The organism is Pantoea graminicola, from assembly GCF_048452665.1.
GTDB lineage: Bacteria > Pseudomonadota > Gammaproteobacteria > Enterobacterales > Enterobacteriaceae > Pantoea.
The window spans coordinates 89,622-105,939 of sequence record NZ_JBLWSJ010000006.1; the positions used below are offsets into that span (position 1 = coordinate 89,622).

Genomic DNA, 16,318 nt, shown 5'->3' on the forward strand with positions numbered 1-16,318 from the left:
ACAATGGTTATCGGGGAACTATGTCTGCCAACATCAAACTTCATCAGCTGCGCGCTTTCGTTGACGTGGCGCGACAGGGCAGTATCCGGGCCGCGAGCCGTCTGTCCGGGCTGTCGCAGCCGGCGTTAACCAAAGCCATTCAGGAGCTGGAGCGAGAGCTGGGGGCAAAGCTGTTTAACCGCCGTCAGCAGGGCGTCGTGTTAACCGATATCGGTGATAACTTTTTTCGTCATGCCAGCCTGGTGCTGGCAGAGCTGCGGGTCGCGGAAGAGGATATCCAGCAGCGTCTGGGGCTGGGTGGCGGCCAGGTGAACATCGGGGTGGGCGGCAGCGTGGCGCGCACCATCATGCCGCAGGTGATAAACCAGTTTCATCGTGAATATCCGCTGGTGAAGGTGCGCATCGTCGAAGGCCAGCTGGTGTCGATGGTGCATGAGCTGCGTCAGGGCGCGCTTGATTTCACGATCAATACCTACGATCAGAGCCATCTCGATCAGGAGCTGATGTATGAGCGGCTCATGGAACGTGAATACAGAGTGGTGGTTCGCAAGGGCCATCCGCTGGAAAAGGCCCGTTCGCTGGCGGCGTTGCAGCAGGCGGACTGGACGATGCCCACGCCGAAAGGCAGTTATTACCGCCTGCTGCACGATCTGTTTGGCGAGCGCGGCATGGCGCCCAAAATCGTGGTGACCTGTGAAACCTTTATGGCCTGCACCAGCCTGGTCGCGCAAAGCGATTTCATCAGCATCCTCTCAGTTGACGTCATTGACGATCCGATTCTGGGCCAGTCACTGGTGGCGCTGACGCTCGACGATCCCCTGCCGAAAGCGATCTTCTATCTGATTCAGCGGAAAGAGACGACGCTGACCCCGATGAGCAGTTACATGGCGCAACTCTTCCGCCGGTATTGTCAGTAAAATCAGCGGGTAAAGGTGATCGTCTACACTCTTAAGGTACTGTAAAAATCCAACCGATAAATAGAGGTGAAGATGCAAGTCAGTCCTTATCTGTTTCTCTATGGCCGTTGCGAAGAGGCTATCGACTTTTACCTGCAGGCAACCGGGGGTGAGCTGCTCGGCAAAATGACGTTCGGAGATATGCCGGACCAGGGTGAGCAGGTCGGTGACCAGTCTGCCGCGCCACAGCCGCCAGAAAAGATCATGCATGCGCAGCTGCGCATTGGTGATGGTGAGCTGATGCTGAGCGATGGCGACACCGCGAAGCCGCCCGCGTCTGAACATGCCGGTTATGCGGTCAGCCTTTCCACCGATGATGTCGAAGAGGGTAAAGCCTGGTTTGAAAAACTGTCAGCAGGCGGCAAAGTAACGACGCCGTGGCAGGAGACCTTCTGGTCAGACGGCTTCGCCATGTTTATCGACAAGTTCAACATTCCCTGGCGTATCAACGTCGAGAAGTCGCAGGACTGATTGCCGTAAACGGGTGGCGCTTATCTGCAAGGCCTGAAAACAGACGCGCTGACCGGGAAGCTCAATTCCCGGCCAGCGCGTCGGTATGTCGGACGGCACACTGCGCCGCCCGCGCTTATCAGAAGTTGTAACCCGCCACCAGGTAGTAACCCCAGCCGGTTGATTTCACTTCAAACGGGCCCTTGCCGAAGTTCAGCTCCTGACCATCAGCCCACTGGCCGCCGTTGTGGAAATAACGAGCCACCGCAGAGATATGCCAGTGATCGTAACCCAGTGACAGAATGTGGCTGGAGGCGATGGAGTTGCTGGTACGTGATGCACCCCCTTTCTCATTCAGATCAGAGCCCCAGTCGAAGTTGGTGAAGCCGACATAGCCCAGGTTACCGCCCCACAGCGTGGTGATAGGCACGAAGTATTTCACCTTGAAGCGATAGCCATCCCAGCTGTTTTCATTCGCCGCACCGTAGTTTTCCCACTGGTATTTCGCGTAAACGTTCAGCGACAGGCCGACATCGCTGTGCGTATCAATATCGGTGCCCAGGCCCATGTACCAGGTATTCTGGCGATTATCGCTGTTGCGGCCCATGTCGTAGATGTAGTTGTTCGCGAAGTACCACTCTTTGAACGGGCCAAAGGCCAGGCTGGTGCCGGTCAGCTTATCGATAGAGAAGCGCGGTTCGATTTCCATAAACATCGGTGAACCGTGGTCGAACACGCCGTTGGCGTTGCTGTTGCCCACGCCAAAGAAGTTAGGCACGTCGAGGTAGCCGTAAAAATCGAACCACTCTTTCTTCGCAAACGCTTCATATTCCAGATAAACGTCGTTATTGAATTGCGGTCCGAAGCGGGTGTGGTAACTGCCTACCACGTTAACGCTCTGATGCCACCAGTCTGAAACATACTGCGGATCGCTTTCAGCGGCCTGCGCAGCACCGGTCAGTGAACATGCCAGCGCGGCACCCGCTATCAACGTTTTAAATTTCATTATCATCAGCCACATGCTTTTGACCGCCGCCCAGCAGAGGCAGTCAGAGAGATATCGGTCCCCTGGAGGGGAATAAGAGGTTCAGCAAAAACAGCCGTTTTCAGCCCGCGTAGCGTGCCTGTAACAGTTCGATAGAAAATAGATTTTGCTCACGTTTGTCAAAAAGTGTTGCATTACAATTCAGCTAAATTGTGATTTGCTTCACAATAATGACCAGGATCGAACGGAACCAGGCAACCGTTTACGTTGTCTGGTTCGTGATCAAACGGGCGGGATCAAGGAAGGGTGACGCGAACCTGCAAACCACAAACGGTACCCTGTGGCGACAGGCAGTTGGAAAGGGCGACCTGCATCTGGTACTTCTGCGCGACGTTGCGCACGATCGATAATCCCAGACCGCTGCCCTGCGCTTTAACGTCAGGCGAACGGGTAAAACGATCGAATGCGCGGTCGATGAAAGCGTCCGGCATCCCCATGCCGTTATCGACGATATCGACCACCGTTCTGCCCGCGACCCGATGCAGCAGAACATCCACCAGGCTGCCTTCCGGGGTATGCAGCATGGCGTTGCCAATCAGGTTGTCGAACAGGCTGCGCAGCTCGGAGCGGCTGGCCTGCAGGCGATACTGTGTGGAGCCGTTAAAGCCAATATCGATGCCACGTTTATCCGCCACCACCATCAGCTGCTCGATGCTCTCCTTCAGCAGTTCGTCCAGTTCGATATGTTCAACGCTGGCGATGACACTCTGGTCATCCTGGCGGGAGACGTTAAGCAACTGCGTAACCAGATGACGGGTGCGCGTAACGCCCGCTTCCAGCTGACTGAACTGCCGGCTCGCCTCGCCGGGCTGAATATGCTGGCGCAGGTTCTCCAGCTGCAGCGTCACGGCGGTCACCGGCGTGCGCAGCTCATGGGCGGCATCCTCCAGAAACTGACGCTGGGACGACCAGGCGTCGCGCAGCTTGCTCAGCAGCGAGTTATAGGCTGCCACCAGCGGCAGGATCTCATCCGGTAAGCCTTCCGGTGAGACGATATGCGGATGATGGGTCTCCTGTGCCGCGATCTGCCGCGACGCGACCTGCAGATCCCGCGTGATCTTCCTGACTACCAGCCAGATCACCAGCAGCGAAAGCGGCATCATCAGGATCATCGGCACGATCGCCGACAGCGCGCGCTTAACCATCGAGGCCTTCATGTAGCTGAGGTTGTGCATAACCTGAATGGTCCTGATCTCACTGCCTGGCATCCCCGGCCGGGTGTAGATGCGCCATTCGCAGTCGTCGCAATGGCCCACATAGACATCGCGATAGCCGCGCTGATTCTGCAGCGGCGCCGCCAGTTCCGGCCATGAGCTGGCCCGCAGCTGGCCCCGATCGTCCCACAACTGGACGACAAAGGCGCTTTTCGCCTTATCCGGCGCGATAAGCATCGGCATCAGGGCGGGCATCTGTTTATTGGTGGACCAGGCATCGGCGATTTTCGCCAGCTGATCGTCCTTCATGGTGCCGACCATATCGCCGTAGCAGCTGAAGAAATACCAGGTCACGCCGCCGATCATCAGCAGATGAATCATCAGCAGCGTAGAGAGTAATTTATTGCGCAGAGAGCGCATAAACGCGAAGGGTTTCATATTGCCGGTACCCGCCAGCCCAGCCCGCGCACGTTGCGGATCACATCATTGTCGAGCTTGCGCCGCATGCCGTGAATCAGCACATCCACGGCGTTGCTGCTGACCTCATCGCCCCAGCCGTAGATGCGGTTTTCCAGCTGCTCTCGCGACAGGATCGCGCCCGGCCGTTCCAGCAGTGCGTAGAGCAGGGCATATTCCCGCGCGGTAAGCTGTTCGCGCTGGCCTTTGTAGAGCACCTCGCGGGTCATCATATCCAGCTGGACATCGCCGCTGCCCAGTACCGAGTCCGCAGCGCCGTGGCTGCGTCGGGTAATGGCACGCATCCGGGCCATCACTTCCTGTAAATCGAAGGGTTTGAGCAGGTAGTCATCAGCGCCGCTGTCGAGCCCCTGTATCCGCTGCGCCACCGTGTCGCGTGCGGTCAGGATCAGCACCGGCGTGGCATCGCCGCGTCCGCGCGCCCGGCGCAGCACCTGCAGGCCATCATCGCGGGGTAAGCCGAGATCCAGCAGCACACAGCTGTAGCCGCCTTCGCTCCAGGCATTCTGGGCGTAGACGCCATCACGCACCCAGTCCACCGACCAGCCTGCGCCCTCCAGTGCCTGCTGAAGGTTCGCGCCGATCATTTCATCATCTTCAACCAGTAATACGCGCATGGCTGATCTCCTCTGCAAAGATGGAAGAGAGTGTACTCATCAATTGTTAGGTCAGAATTATCCGCCGTCGACATCCTTTGTGCTATCAACGCATCCCCGGATTCAGCCGTTATCTGATCGATAACGCTGGCCGCTTGCGTCACCGGCCAGACGGTGATGTACGGGAGGCTCATCCTCCTGCTGCCCCTTTTCCTGTGCGCTTCTGCCGTTGCTAATTCTGCGCTAATTTTCTGCTAATTAAGGGATAAATTTTAGCGGGTAGAGTGGTTCCACTGCACATCAGCATCAACGGGAGGAACCATGAATCAGCGCGAGTTTATTCGGAGTCTGCTGGACTGGATTGAAAACAACTTAGGACACGATCTGCATCTGGATGAGGTGGCGCGCCGCTCAGGCTATTCGCGCTGGCATCTGCAACGCCTGTTCCGCCAGCATACCGGCTTTTCACTGGCAGAATATATCCGTCAGCGCCGTCTGACAGAGTCTGCACTTACGCTGCTGAGCAGCAACGAAGCGATACTGCAGGTGGCGATGAACTACGGCTTCGATACCCAGCAGGCCTACACCCGCACTTTTAAAAACTACTTTATGATGACGCCGGGTCAGTTGCGTCGTCAGCGTCGCGTTGAGCCTGATCGGCTGCTGTTTCCTCTGGCGATGGCCAGTTGAGGCCCATCAGACCTTCCCGTCACCCTCTTCAGACGGGAAGGCCGGCCCGCCTTCTCCACGCCTTTCGCTGCCTCCCGCCTTTTTTACCCTTCAGCCGCCGTGACGCCATACGGACGTGATAGCTTGTTGCCAGTATCTCATTCCGACTGGAGTCAGGAAATATGGAAAACGGCGCGAATTTAACCGCCATGCTGGTTTTTGCTCGTGTTGTGGAATTACAGAGCTTCAGTGAGGCTGCTCGCGCGCTGGGCTGGTCCAAATCCCATGTCAGCCGGGAGATTGCCCGGCTGGAACTGCGGCTCGGTATCCGGCTGCTGCAGCGTACGACCCGGCGGCTGGCGCTGACCGAGCTGGGTCAGGCGTACTATCCCTACTGTGTGCGGATGCTGGCCGAAGTTCAGCGCGCCGAAACCTTTGTCCAGCAGCTGCATCAGCAGCCCGCGGGTCATCTCCGGCTGCAGGCACCCGTGACCTTCGGCTGCCAGTGTGTGGTGCCGGTGCTTAATCGCTTTCTGCGCCGCCATCTGCATATCAACGTCGATCTCGATCTGACCGATCGCAATCACGATCGGCTCGACGATCAGACCGATCTGGCGATTGTGATCCGATCCCGATCGCCACAGCAGGGCCATTTCCGGGTGCTGAGCGAGATCGAGTGGGGACTCTATGCCGCGCCCGCTTACCTGTCGCAGCGACCCGCCATCACGCACCCGGAGATGCTGCCGCGCCACGACCTGCTGCTGTTTCATGGCCCGGCGCACACTGCGGCGTTGCCGTTCCGCCGCGATAAGCAGCGGCTGGCGCTGGATGTACGCAGCCGGTTTCGGGCCAACAACAGCATGGCACTGCTGAATGCGGCGCTGGCGGGCAGCGGCATTGCTTATCTGCCTTCCTACATGGCGCAGGAGGCGGTCGCGCGCGGCGAGATCCAGCAACTGCTGCCGGCGTGGCAGATGGACCGGCTGCAGAGTTATCTGCTGCTGCACGATGCCTGTGAAACGGCGTCGCCGGTCACGCTGCTGTGCGATGCTCTGATCGCGGCGCTGAATCCGCGCTGATTGTTGCCTGCTGACAACAATCAGCGCCACAGAGTAACTATCCCGCTATGACTGTTGTTATCCGTTGCGCCTGGTTAGCCTGTCTTCCTGATCACTCAATGGACATTATTATGCACCCGTCACCCGAAGCGGCAGAGTCTGAGCACTGGAGACGTAACCTCGCGGTCTGCGTCGTTGGCTCGTTTACCACCATTGTGGCGATGACGCTGCTGCTGCCTTTTCTGCCGCTCTATGTGCAGCAACTGGGGGTAGAGCAGCCTGCCGCTATCGCTCGCTGGTCCGGTCTTGCCTATGGCGCGACGTTTTTCAGCGCGGCCCTGACCGCGCCGCTGTGGGGCAGGCTGGCCGATCGGTATGGTCGTAAGCTGATGCTGATCCGGGCCAGTCTCGGGATGGCGATTGCCATGTCGCTGACAGGCATGGCGACGGCGCCGTGGCAGCTGGTGGCGCTGCGCCTGCTGGCAGGATTACTGGGCGGTTATGCCTCGGGATCGACCATTCTGGTGGCGGCTCAGACGCCGAAAGCGCACACCGGCTGGGCGCTGGGTATGCTCGCGTCCGGCATCATGGCCGGTAACGTGGCCGGGCCGCTGCTGGGCGGCGTGTTACCGCCGTTTATCGGTATCCGTCAGACGTTCTGGCTGACCGGCGCGGTGATTTTTCTGGCCTTCCTCGCCACCACCTTTTTACTGAAAGAGCAGCCGCGGTCTGCGGCGGCGGCGCGCGCCGGTCAGCCAGCATCGCCTGATGAGCGGCCGGTAAATCGTCGCCTGGTCCGGCTGATGTGGCTCTCCGGCATGCTGCTGATTTTCGCCAGCATGTCGATTGAGCCAATTATTACGCTCTACGTAGGGGAATTTGTACAGGGTGACCATCAGATTACGCTGACCGCCGGACTGGTGATGTCCGCGGCGGCGCTGGGGACAGTCCTGGCGGCTCCCCGGCTGGGAAGGCTGGCAGACCGGGTGGGCCACTGGCGGGTGCTGACCGGCGGACTGCTGGTGAGCGGATTGCTGCTGATCCCGCAGGCGTTTATTAGCGCGGCCTGGCAACTGGTGCTGCTGCGTTTTCTGATGGGGATGGCGCTGGGCGGGCTGATGCCCTGTATCACCGCGATCATTCGTCACAATGTACCGGGTTCTCAGGTCGGACGGATGCTGGGCTACTCCACTTCGGCGCAGTATATCGGCCAGGTCAGCGGTCCGCTGTTCGGCGGGCTGGTGGGTGGGGCGTTCGGGATGCGACCGGTGTTTCTGGCCACCTGCGTGGTGATGCTGTTCTGTGGCTGGCTCAACTGGCGCGCAATGCGTCACTAGCGCGATCAAAAAAGGCGGACCGGAGTCCGCCTGAATTTATTCACCGTCTGATGAGTTACTTCTGGTCTGGCAGCGCGTAGGCAATCACATAGTCGCCCAGTTTGGTACCAAACGAGCCGTGACCGCCTGCCGCGATGACAACGTACTGCTTGCCATTCGCTTCATAGGTCATCGGTGTCGCCTGGCCGCCCGCTGGCAGACGTGCCTGCCATAACAGTTCGCCGGTATCGGTGCTGAACGCACGCAGGTAGTTGTCTGCGGTCGCGCCGATGAAGAAGACCTTACCGGCCGTGGTAATAGGACCACCCAGCATTGGCATCCCCATTTTGAACGGCAGCGGAACCGGTGCGCTGTCGCGAACGGTACCGATACGCTGTTTCCACACCACGTCGTTGGTCTTCAGATCCACCGCAGAGATGTAACCCCACGAAGGCTGTTTACATGGCAGACCAAACGGTGACAGGAACGGATTCAGCTCGACGCCATAAGGCACGCCATACTGCGGCTGAATACCGGTTTCGGTGCCTGAACCGCCTTCAGCGCCTTTCGGCGGCTCAATCGGGTTGCCCGGACCGCGTGGAACCAGTTTAGAGACAAACGGCAGCGCCATTGGGTTAGCAATCGCGATCTGACGGTGAGGATCGACAGCAATGCCGCCCCATTCGAACATACCAAGGTTGCCCGGGAAGACCAGGGTGCCCTGCTCAGATGGCGGGGTGAACGGACCTTCATAGCGCAGGCGCTTGAAGATCACGCGGCACACCAGCTGGTCAAACATCGTCGCGCCCCACATGTCCTTGTCCGTCAGATTCTGCTTCGGACGGAAGGTCAGCTCAGAGTAGGGCTGAGTGGCGGCAACATGATCGCCTTTCGCCGCACCCTGCGGCACGGGTGTTTCTGGTGCCGGGACGACGGGCTTACCGGTGCGACGGTCCAGCACGAAGATGTTACCGGTTTTCGCTGGTGCATAAACCACCGGCACGGTGTTGCCATCTTTGTCCGTGATATCGGCCAGCGTCGGCTGCGACGGCAGGTCCATATCCCACAGGTCGTGATGGACGGTCTGATAAGACCAGACCAGCTTACCGGTGGTAGCGTTCAGTGCCAGCACGCTGCTCGCGTAACGCTCCTGCTCTGGTGTGCGGTTACCGCCCCAGATATCTGGCGTGGTCACACCCATTGGCAGGTAAACGGTATCCAGTTTCGGATCGTACACCGCCGGAGCCCATGAGTTCGGTGAGTTCATGGTGAAGGTGTGTTCATCCGCCGGAATCGCGTTGGGATCTTTCGCGCCTGGATCGAACACCCACAGCAGTTTACCGGTGTTGACATCAAAGCCACGAATGACGCCTGACGGCTCGCGTGTGGAGTAGTTATCGGTCACTGCGCCTGCCATCACGATAGTCGTGTTGGTGATGACGGGCGGTGAGGTCGGCTCATACATACCTGCGGTGGTCACAGGCTGTTTGTGCTGCAGATCCAGCTCGCCATTAATACCGAATGCCGGGCAGCGTTCGCCGGTTTCAGCGTCCAGGGCAAACAGACGGCCATCGTTGACAGGCAGGTAGATACGACGTGAGCAGAGCGCAGGCTGGCTGTTTGCGGCATCAGCAGCCGGCACTTCGTGATAAGAGACACCACGGCAGGTCACATGCTGGAAGGTGGGGTTCACCTTCATGCCCGGATCAAATTTCCACTTCTGCTTACCGGTTGCCGCGTCCAGTGCAAACAGGATCTGGTGTGGCGAGCAGAGGTAGAGCGTGTCGCGGATTTTAATCGGCGTCACTTCGTCGGTGATTTCACCCGGATCGTTAGGCGTTTTCATGTCGCCGGTCTGGAACTGCCAGGCAACCTGCAACTCTTTCACGTTCTCGTGGTTAATCTGCTTCAGCGGAGAGAAACGGGTTCCCTGCTGGTCGCGCGCGTAAGCGGGCCAGTCAGCATCCGGGATGGTGCTCAGTGGCGTAGCCTGTGGGGCGTTATCGGCCGTTTCCGGCACTGAACCGTTGATAACCTGCGGGTCGTTGAAGACGGCATAGGCCAGAACGATGGCGCTGGCAATCAGCGCAACGGCCATGGTGCCCAGCGCAGCTTTGCTGCCTGCGTTGAAGCTGCGATAAACAAACGGCAGGATCAGCCAGACACCGAAAATCACCAGCACATCGGTGCGCGGTGCCAGTGCCCAGAAGTCAGTGCCCACTTCCCAGACGCCCCAGATCAGGGTACCGATCAGCAGCAGCGCGTAGAGAACCAGTGCGGTGCTTTTACGACGGGAAAGCAGATAAGCGGTGATAAGCATAACCACACCGCCGAAAACGTAATACCAGGAACCACCAATGGCGGCTAACCAGCCACCGCCAATCAGCATAAACGCACCCGTCAGCACTGCGAACAGCACGGTCAGGAAACGAACTACGCCAAAAGATGAGGAGTTTTTCCCCATAATATCGACCTCGTTTTGTTGCCATAAAACACACGAAAACAACCAGATAGGCTGTTTCCAGTTATCAAGTACAAATGATTAAGGGTGTTCTTGAGTATCTCTTCCGATAAGACAGCTGATCCTTTTGTGTTAAATGTTATAGCAAAATTAGATCGAGGTTTGATTTTTTTAGCTCAAAACGCTTAACAAATAGAGTAGTACGACATTTTATGAGGGATTGGAGGACGTTAAGCGCACCGCCGTGTGCCCTTAACGCCGGAAGGCAGGATTTGTGAATCAGCTGCTAATAAGATCGCCGTCCGAACGTTGCTGTTGCCAGCCGCTGATATTTATCTCAGCAAACTGCTCAGCGGTTAATGGGGGAGTCTGACTCCGCACGATGACCTCTGCCCCTTTATCCCGGAATGTCGCCATAAAAAAGGGAAAGGTAAATTTTTCATAATTGTCTTTAAAGAACGCTTCGGTTAAAACAATCCCTGAAAAAGGAAAGGATTCCAGCAGTCGCCAGTCTGCGCCCGGTGGCGCAAAATCATAAAGCCAGAAATCAAATTTATCCGTTAATTCAAGCAGTGACGCACTATGTGCGGCCAGGCTGGAATAATTGATGCCTATCCGGACGCGTCCATTCTGTAAATGTGACCAGGCGTCCGGCACCGCAATAATTCCCCGCAGCCGAAGATCTTCAACCGGAATAATCATTAAGGCTGCTTCAGTAGCAATTTGGTTGTGAAGTGAAATAATGTTGTTTGTATTAAGTATATTGCGGCTGTCCTGGTTTTGCTGAAGATAAGGCACGCTATAGCAAATGCCGGTAACATTACGCTTAACATGGTGAATAGGTTCAGTAACATAAGGGTTATATAAACTGTTTCTCATTATCTCTATAAATGTAATAAAAAAGAAGGTGTTGATAATCAGGCATATAAAAAGTCGCATTTTTCTGAATGCGTGAATAAATATAGATCAACTCCTTAATCTAAATCACCTCTTTGTTGCGTGAAAAAGTAAATTAATCCATTAATAGGGCGAGGATAATTCCTTTGGCATCTGATGATGTACTGGAATATATTCATGAGTCGGGACCAGTAGGCTGGTAATAATCAGCGGTGGACCGCCTGGTGCTGCCCGGGAACGGGGCCGTTAGCGGCGCAGCGGGCTCATGCCGTCGTGGCAGACCGTCTGGCCGCCGCGCGTATTAACACCTCCATCCTCACACCAATAACACCGCGCTAAGAGGCGGCTTTCCTCACCTGATTTGGGATAAGAGATGAAATTTAAGGCATCGGCGGCGGAAGCGTCGCTGTGGCAACATCGGGCATTTGTCGCTTTCTGGATAGCGCGGACCTGCTCCTCTTTTGGATTCCAGATGTTTTCGGTCGCGATTAGCTGGCAGATCTATGCGCTGACCAACAGCGCCATGGCGCTGGGGATGATTGGTTTAATGCAGTTTCTGCCGTCGGTGTTGCTGGCGCTTCCTGCGGGCCACCTGGCGGACCAGTATGACCGGCGGCGTATCGTCCTGCTGGGACAGCTGGTGGAATTTGCTGCGCTGGTGGCATTAGTGGTGCTTACCTTATTCCAGACGGCTGACCGCAGCGAATTATGGGGGCTGGTATTTATGATCGCGGTGGCGAAGGCGCTGGAGTGGCCTGCGATGTCTTCAATGCTGCCGTCGCTGGTGCCGCCTTCGATTCTGACGCGGGCGATGGCGATGAACTCCGTAGGCGGGCAGGCGGCGGTTATTGTCGGGCCGACGATCGGCGGTCTGCTCTATGTCGCGGGACCGCAGGTGGTGTATGGCGTTTCCGGGCTGTTTTATCTGATTTCGCTGATTCTGGTGAGCCTGCTGCGTTACGAGCGCCCGGCGCAGAGCCGCCTGCCGATGAATATGAAAAATCTGTTCGCCGGAATTCATTTCATCCGTGAGCGCAAAGATGTACTGGGCGTGATTTCGCTCGATCTGTTTGCGGTGTTGCTGGGTGGCGCGACGGCGCTGCTGCCGATTTTTGCCAAAGATATTCTGCATACCGGACCCTGGGGGCTGGGGATGTTACGCGGCGCGCCATCGGTGGGTGCGCTGCTGGTCGGCATCTGGCTGAGCCGCCACAAGCTGGAAAAGCATGTCGGGATGATCATGTTCGGATCGGTGGCGGGGTTTGGCCTTGCCACGCTGGTGTTCGCGCTCTCCACGCAGTTGTGGCTTTCGCTGCTGGCGCTCTGTGCGCTGGGCGGTTTTGATATGGTGAGTATGGTGATCCGGGGCGCGCTGGTGCAGCTTGATACGCCGGACACGATGCGCGGGCGGGTGAATGCGGTTAACGCCATCTTTATCAACACGTCGAATCAGCTGGGCGAGTTCGAGTCAGGCCTGCTGGCGGCCTGGATGGGTGCGGCCCCGGCGGCGGCGCTGGGCGGCATCGGAACGCTGATTGTGGTGGCGCTCTGGATGAAGCTGTTCCCGCATCTGCGGCGGCGTCAGAGGCTGGAGAATGAGGCGGGTCTGGTTTAGGGCGGCGGTACGGGTATTGACCCGGCAGGCTCAGTTTCCGGGGGAGAAAAAAGAGATAACTGGCCCGAAGGCCAGTTCAGTAGGGGGACCAGTCACACTGCCAGTTCAGGCCGGGGGCAGAGGGGGAGTCTGACCCGCAGGCGGGAGGCCGTCAGGCCCCGGTTTTTCCCAGGTTGGCGTCAAATGTTTGCCAGCTTTCACGCATGTCCACAACGCTGCGGGTTTTGCGTGCCTCATCGATTTTGATGGCAGTGAGGCCCGCTTCCAGCGCGTCCACCACTGACACTTTCAGCGGTGTTCCCTGTTTAATATGTTTGACAATTTCTGCGGCCATCAGCGCATCCGCGCCGTAATGGCCATCATAGGCGTTGCCGCTGTAGGCGGTATCCACCTCTTTTGCGCCGGTGCGGGCATTGTGTACGCGGAAGTAGTTGCGGACAAAGTCGCCCTCCGCCATGCCGCTGGTGCCCATCACACAAAAACGGCGGAACTCATCCGGCACGTTCAGGTTGGCGTGGAAGGCAAGCGTCGCACCGCCTTCGTATTCGATCAGGGCGGTCTGGTAATCCACAATGTCGGCATCGCTGTCGAACACCGCATCGGTACTGGACCAGCCGCTGGGCTTCTCATGATAGATGGCGGAATCAGGCGTGACAGCGCCCTGCGGAGCATGAGCGGGCGTAAAGGATTTGCGACCGCCAAAGCTGGCGACGCGGGTCGGACGCTGCTGCAGCAGGCCCTGATAGAGATCGATGTCGTGGCAGCACTTTTCCAGAATATAGGGGCCGGCATACTTCTCCAGGCGCCGCCAGTCGCGCTGGAAGAAGGCACCGTGATAAGGCTTGATGTGCTCTGTCGCCTCAATAGAGGTGATCTCGCCCAGTTGTCCGGCGTCGCGCGCCGCCAGCAGGTCGTGATAGAGCGGTGAATAGCGCAGCACCAGACCGACCAGGATGCGAGCCTCGCCATACTCGCGCACCAGCTTCGCCATCGCCATCGTCTGCTCTTCATTGATCACCACCGGCTTTTCGGTAAAGACCGTATAACCCGCCGCCAGCGCCTGACCCACATGCTCCAGATGCAGAAAGTTGGGTGAACCTACCAGCACCACATCCATTCCACCCTGTTTTAGCAGGGCATCAATGGAGTCAAAGGCCTGACCGGGCGCGATACCAAAACTGTGCAGATTAGGCAGTCCGGCGGGAGCCGGATCGTAATACCCCACCACCGAGAAGGCGTCGTCGGCCCTGCTGAACTCTTTGATTACGTGGGACAGACGAAAGCCAAGACCGATAATGCCTACTTTCATGATAAACCCCTGCTTCTGAAATCGGATGATGTCTGGCCTGCCGGTAAGCGGCGTGGCTGTTGATAATCTGACCATCAACTTATTACGACAGAAAAAGTAATGTCAATAACGCGCTGCGCGTTTTGCGAGAGGGGTTTTTGTTATATAGATGTAAAATAAGGGAAAATTGACAATATCTTTTTGCCATATTTATTTGTGATTGCGATTTAAGTTTTTTTATCCTATCGTTCGCTCACTATGGCTATAACCCTTACTCCGGGAAGGAATCGCGTGCAACCACACTATCTTCTTGGCATTGATGGCGGCGGTACACAGTGTCGCGCGCGGTTAACCGATCGGCAGGGGCGTCTGCTGGCCGAAGCCACGGGCGGTCCTGCCAACGTCTGGTCAGCCTATGACGCGGCGCTGAGCTGCGTTGATCAGCTGATCGACCTCGTTTTCTTACAGGCGGAATTAACCGCAGAGGCGCTGGCGCAGACCGCGCTGGTCGCCGGCTTAGCCGGAGCCAACGTCGCCTCGGTGCAGGCACGGCTTGCCAGCTGGCAGCCCGCCTGCGCGGCGTTACAGGTTGTCAGCGATGTGGAGATCGCCTGTGCAGGCGCCCACGCGGGCGCGCCTGGCGCCGTCTTTATCATCGGCACCGGCAGCCAGGGGGCCGCCTGGGATGGCGAACGCTTTACGCTGCTTGGCGGCTGGGGCTTTGCCCTGTCGGATCAGGGGTCGGGCGCGGAGCTGGGCCGTCGTGCGCTGCGTCTGGCGCTGCTGGCCCACGAGTCCATTGTTCCGCCTGGCGCACTGACCCGGCAGCTGATGGCGCAGTTTGACCACAGCCCGGAAACCATGCTGCTCTGGACGCGCTCCGCCACGCCTGCGGACTGGGCGCGCGTGGTGCCGCAGATCTTTGCGGCCGCCGACGCGGGCGATCGCCATGCCCAGGAGCTGCTGCAGCAGACCGCCGCCGATATCGGCCTGATGGTTCGCCGTCTGACCGCCCTGAGCAGCGGACCAGTGGCCCTGATGGGCGGGCTCGCCACCCCGATCCAGCCCTGGCTGGATGAGGCCGTTCAGGCCCGGCTGGTGACGCCTCAGGGTGATGCCCTGAGCGGCGCGCTGATCCTGGCCCGGCAGCTGACACCTGCCCGATTAACGATCTGACGCTGGCTTACTCCGTTCAGCCCGCTAACCCGAGGAATTTATGACCGCTCCCAACGTAACCGCGCGCATTCTGCGGTTGATTGTTGAAAATGCGCCGATCAGCCAGTCGGACCTGAAAGTTCGCAGCGGACTGAGCATGTCAACCGTGTCTCAGGCGACGAATCGCCTGCTGGCGCAGGAGATTGTGCAGGAGCTGGGGTTACGCCGCGTCTCGATGGGACGGCCAAAGACGCTGCTGGGGCTCAATGCCGATCGCGCCAGCGTGATTGGTATTCAGCTCAATGCCGAACGTAACCTGATCGTGATGACCGACCTCAGCGGCAACCTGCTGGGCGAGCAGCAGATGCCAAAAGGAACGCTGACGCCACGTCAGCTTGGCGATGCACTGGCAAAGTTTCTGCGCGGTGTGGAGGAGAAGCGGGTTGGTGCAATCGGCCTCGCCCTGTCGGGCCTGGTCGACGCCGACAATGGCTATTGCATCCGTTCCAAGGTGCTCGGCTGGGACAACGTGCCGATTGCGCGCCTGCTGGAAGCGCGTTTCTCTCTGCCGGTCTTTATCGAAAACGATGCCAACGCGATGGCGATGGCGGCGATGGTTTTTGGTCAGCTCGGCAACGCGCAGTCGGCGGTGATCGCCACCTACGGCAAAGGTATCGGGGCAGGGATCATTCTTAACCGTCAGCTCTATCGCGGGCGTCACGGCAAGGCGGGGGAGATTGGCAACGGGCTGGTGGCGGACGGTTCGCTGCGGCTGCTGGAGGATGTCGCCTCGTCGCGGGCTATTCTGCAACGCCTTGCGGAGCAGGAGCCGGATGAGGGCGTCACGCTACAGGCGCTGGACCAGCGGCCCACACCCGCAGTGCTGGCGGCGCTGGAAGAGGCCGGGCGCGAGCTGGGGATTTCGCTGGCGAACCTCTCTGTGGCCTACGATCCGGATGTGGTTTATCTGGCGATGGAGCCGCACATGGCGTCGCGCATCCTGCTCGATCACATCACCCAGAGTTTCCAGGCCTACCGGCTGAAACTGACGCCGCACATGACGCCGTTGCAGTTCCTGACAGAATCGAACCGGATGTGGGCGCTGGGCGCGGCAGGCTTTGCCGTTAACCGGCTGCTGGATCTGCTGGCGGCGCAGGCCGATGAAGAACCCGTCACCTGAA

The 16,318-nt window shown here is 58.3% G+C and carries 14 protein-coding genes; 8 read left to right on the top strand and 6 right to left on the bottom strand.

Annotation, left to right across the window (positions count from 1 at the left end; all coding sequences use genetic code 11):
* The first annotated feature begins 20 nt into the window (after positions 1 to 20).
* Entirely contained in the window at positions 21 to 917 is an 897-nt protein-coding gene (locus ACNY69_RS15090; RefSeq protein ID WP_111141867.1) for a LysR family transcriptional regulator, read from the top strand.
* Positions 918 to 989: 72 nt separating this feature from the next.
* Positions 990 to 1,427 carry a VOC family metalloprotein YjdN gene (yjdN, locus tag ACNY69_RS15095; protein ID WP_111141869.1) on the top strand — a complete coding sequence of 146 codons (438 nt, stop codon included), beginning with the start codon at positions 990 to 992 and terminating at the stop codon, positions 1,425 to 1,427.
* A 118-nt stretch (positions 1,428 to 1,545) separates the two neighbouring features.
* Here the strand turns inward: yjdN and ACNY69_RS15100 are convergent, their stop codons facing one another.
* The 3 genes from ACNY69_RS15100 to ACNY69_RS15110 form a co-directional block, all read right to left on the bottom strand.
* Entirely contained in the window at positions 1,546 to 2,412 is an 867-nt protein-coding gene (locus ACNY69_RS15100; RefSeq protein ID WP_111141881.1) for a nucleoside-specific channel-forming protein Tsx, read from the bottom strand.
* Between the two features lie 275 nt (positions 2,413 to 2,687).
* Positions 2,688 to 4,043, bottom strand: a complete 1,356-nt coding sequence (locus ACNY69_RS15105) for a sensor histidine kinase (RefSeq protein ID WP_111141871.1) — start codon at positions 4,041 to 4,043, stop codon at positions 2,688 to 2,690.
* A complete protein-coding gene (locus ACNY69_RS15110) occupies positions 4,040 to 4,699 on the bottom strand; it encodes a response regulator (protein ID WP_111141873.1) in 660 nt (219 codons plus the stop codon). The genes ACNY69_RS15105 and ACNY69_RS15110 overlap by 4 nt, the downstream gene beginning before the upstream one ends.
* 300 nt (positions 4,700 to 4,999) lie before the next feature.
* Here ACNY69_RS15110 and ACNY69_RS15115 point away from each other — a divergent pair, with 300 nt between their 5' ends.
* The 3 genes from ACNY69_RS15115 to ACNY69_RS15125 all read left to right on the top strand — a co-directional run bounded on the left by ACNY69_RS15115 (position 5,000) and on the right by ACNY69_RS15125 (position 7,742).
* Positions 5,000 to 5,368, top strand: a complete 369-nt coding sequence (locus ACNY69_RS15115) for a helix-turn-helix domain-containing protein (RefSeq protein ID WP_003855685.1) — start codon at positions 5,000 to 5,002, stop codon at positions 5,366 to 5,368.
* Positions 5,369 to 5,529: 161 nt separating this feature from the next.
* Positions 5,530 to 6,426 (top strand): LysR family transcriptional regulator, encoded by an 897-nt coding sequence (locus tag ACNY69_RS15120; RefSeq protein ID WP_111141875.1) that lies wholly within the window; start codon positions 5,530 to 5,532, stop codon positions 6,424 to 6,426.
* 110 nt (positions 6,427 to 6,536) lie between these two features.
* Positions 6,537 to 7,742 carry an MFS transporter gene (locus ACNY69_RS15125; RefSeq protein ID WP_111141883.1) on the top strand — a complete coding sequence of 402 codons (1,206 nt, stop codon included), beginning with the start codon at positions 6,537 to 6,539 and terminating at the stop codon, positions 7,740 to 7,742.
* A gap of 55 nt (positions 7,743 to 7,797) precedes the next feature.
* Here ACNY69_RS15125 and ACNY69_RS15130 read toward each other — a convergent pair whose 3' ends face one another.
* Positions 7,798 to 10,185, bottom strand: a complete 2,388-nt coding sequence (locus ACNY69_RS15130) for a glucose/quinate/shikimate family membrane-bound PQQ-dependent dehydrogenase (protein ID WP_111141877.1) — start codon at positions 10,183 to 10,185, stop codon at positions 7,798 to 7,800.
* Positions 10,186 to 10,461: 276 nt separating this feature from the next.
* A complete protein-coding gene (locus tag ACNY69_RS15135) occupies positions 10,462 to 11,061 on the bottom strand; it encodes a hypothetical protein (RefSeq protein WP_233499015.1) in 600 nt (199 codons plus the stop codon).
* Positions 11,062 to 11,452: 391 nt separating this feature from the next.
* On the opposite strand from ACNY69_RS15135, the gene ACNY69_RS15140 reads away from it, so the two are divergent.
* Positions 11,453 to 12,694: an MFS transporter gene (locus ACNY69_RS15140; RefSeq protein WP_418799054.1), complete on the top strand. Its 1,242-nt coding sequence runs from the start codon at positions 11,453 to 11,455 to the stop codon at positions 12,692 to 12,694.
* Between the two features lie 151 nt (positions 12,695 to 12,845).
* Here the strand turns inward: ACNY69_RS15140 and ACNY69_RS15145 are convergent, their stop codons facing one another.
* Positions 12,846 to 14,003, bottom strand: a complete 1,158-nt coding sequence (locus tag ACNY69_RS15145) for a Gfo/Idh/MocA family protein (protein WP_288360266.1) — start codon at positions 14,001 to 14,003, stop codon at positions 12,846 to 12,848.
* 270 nt (positions 14,004 to 14,273) lie between these two features.
* Between ACNY69_RS15145 and ACNY69_RS15150 the strand changes: the two genes are divergently transcribed.
* Together ACNY69_RS15150 and ACNY69_RS15155 are read left to right on the top strand one after the other, a co-directional pair.
* Positions 14,274 to 15,158 (top strand): glucosamine kinase nucleotide-binding domain-containing protein, encoded by an 885-nt coding sequence (locus ACNY69_RS15150; RefSeq protein WP_111141329.1) that lies wholly within the window; start codon positions 14,274 to 14,276, stop codon positions 15,156 to 15,158.
* A gap of 40 nt (positions 15,159 to 15,198) precedes the next feature.
* Positions 15,199 to 16,317 carry an ROK family transcriptional regulator gene (locus ACNY69_RS15155; RefSeq protein ID WP_111141330.1) on the top strand — a complete coding sequence of 373 codons (1,119 nt, stop codon included), beginning with the start codon at positions 15,199 to 15,201 and terminating at the stop codon, positions 16,315 to 16,317.
* Position 16,318: the final 1 nt, after the last annotated feature.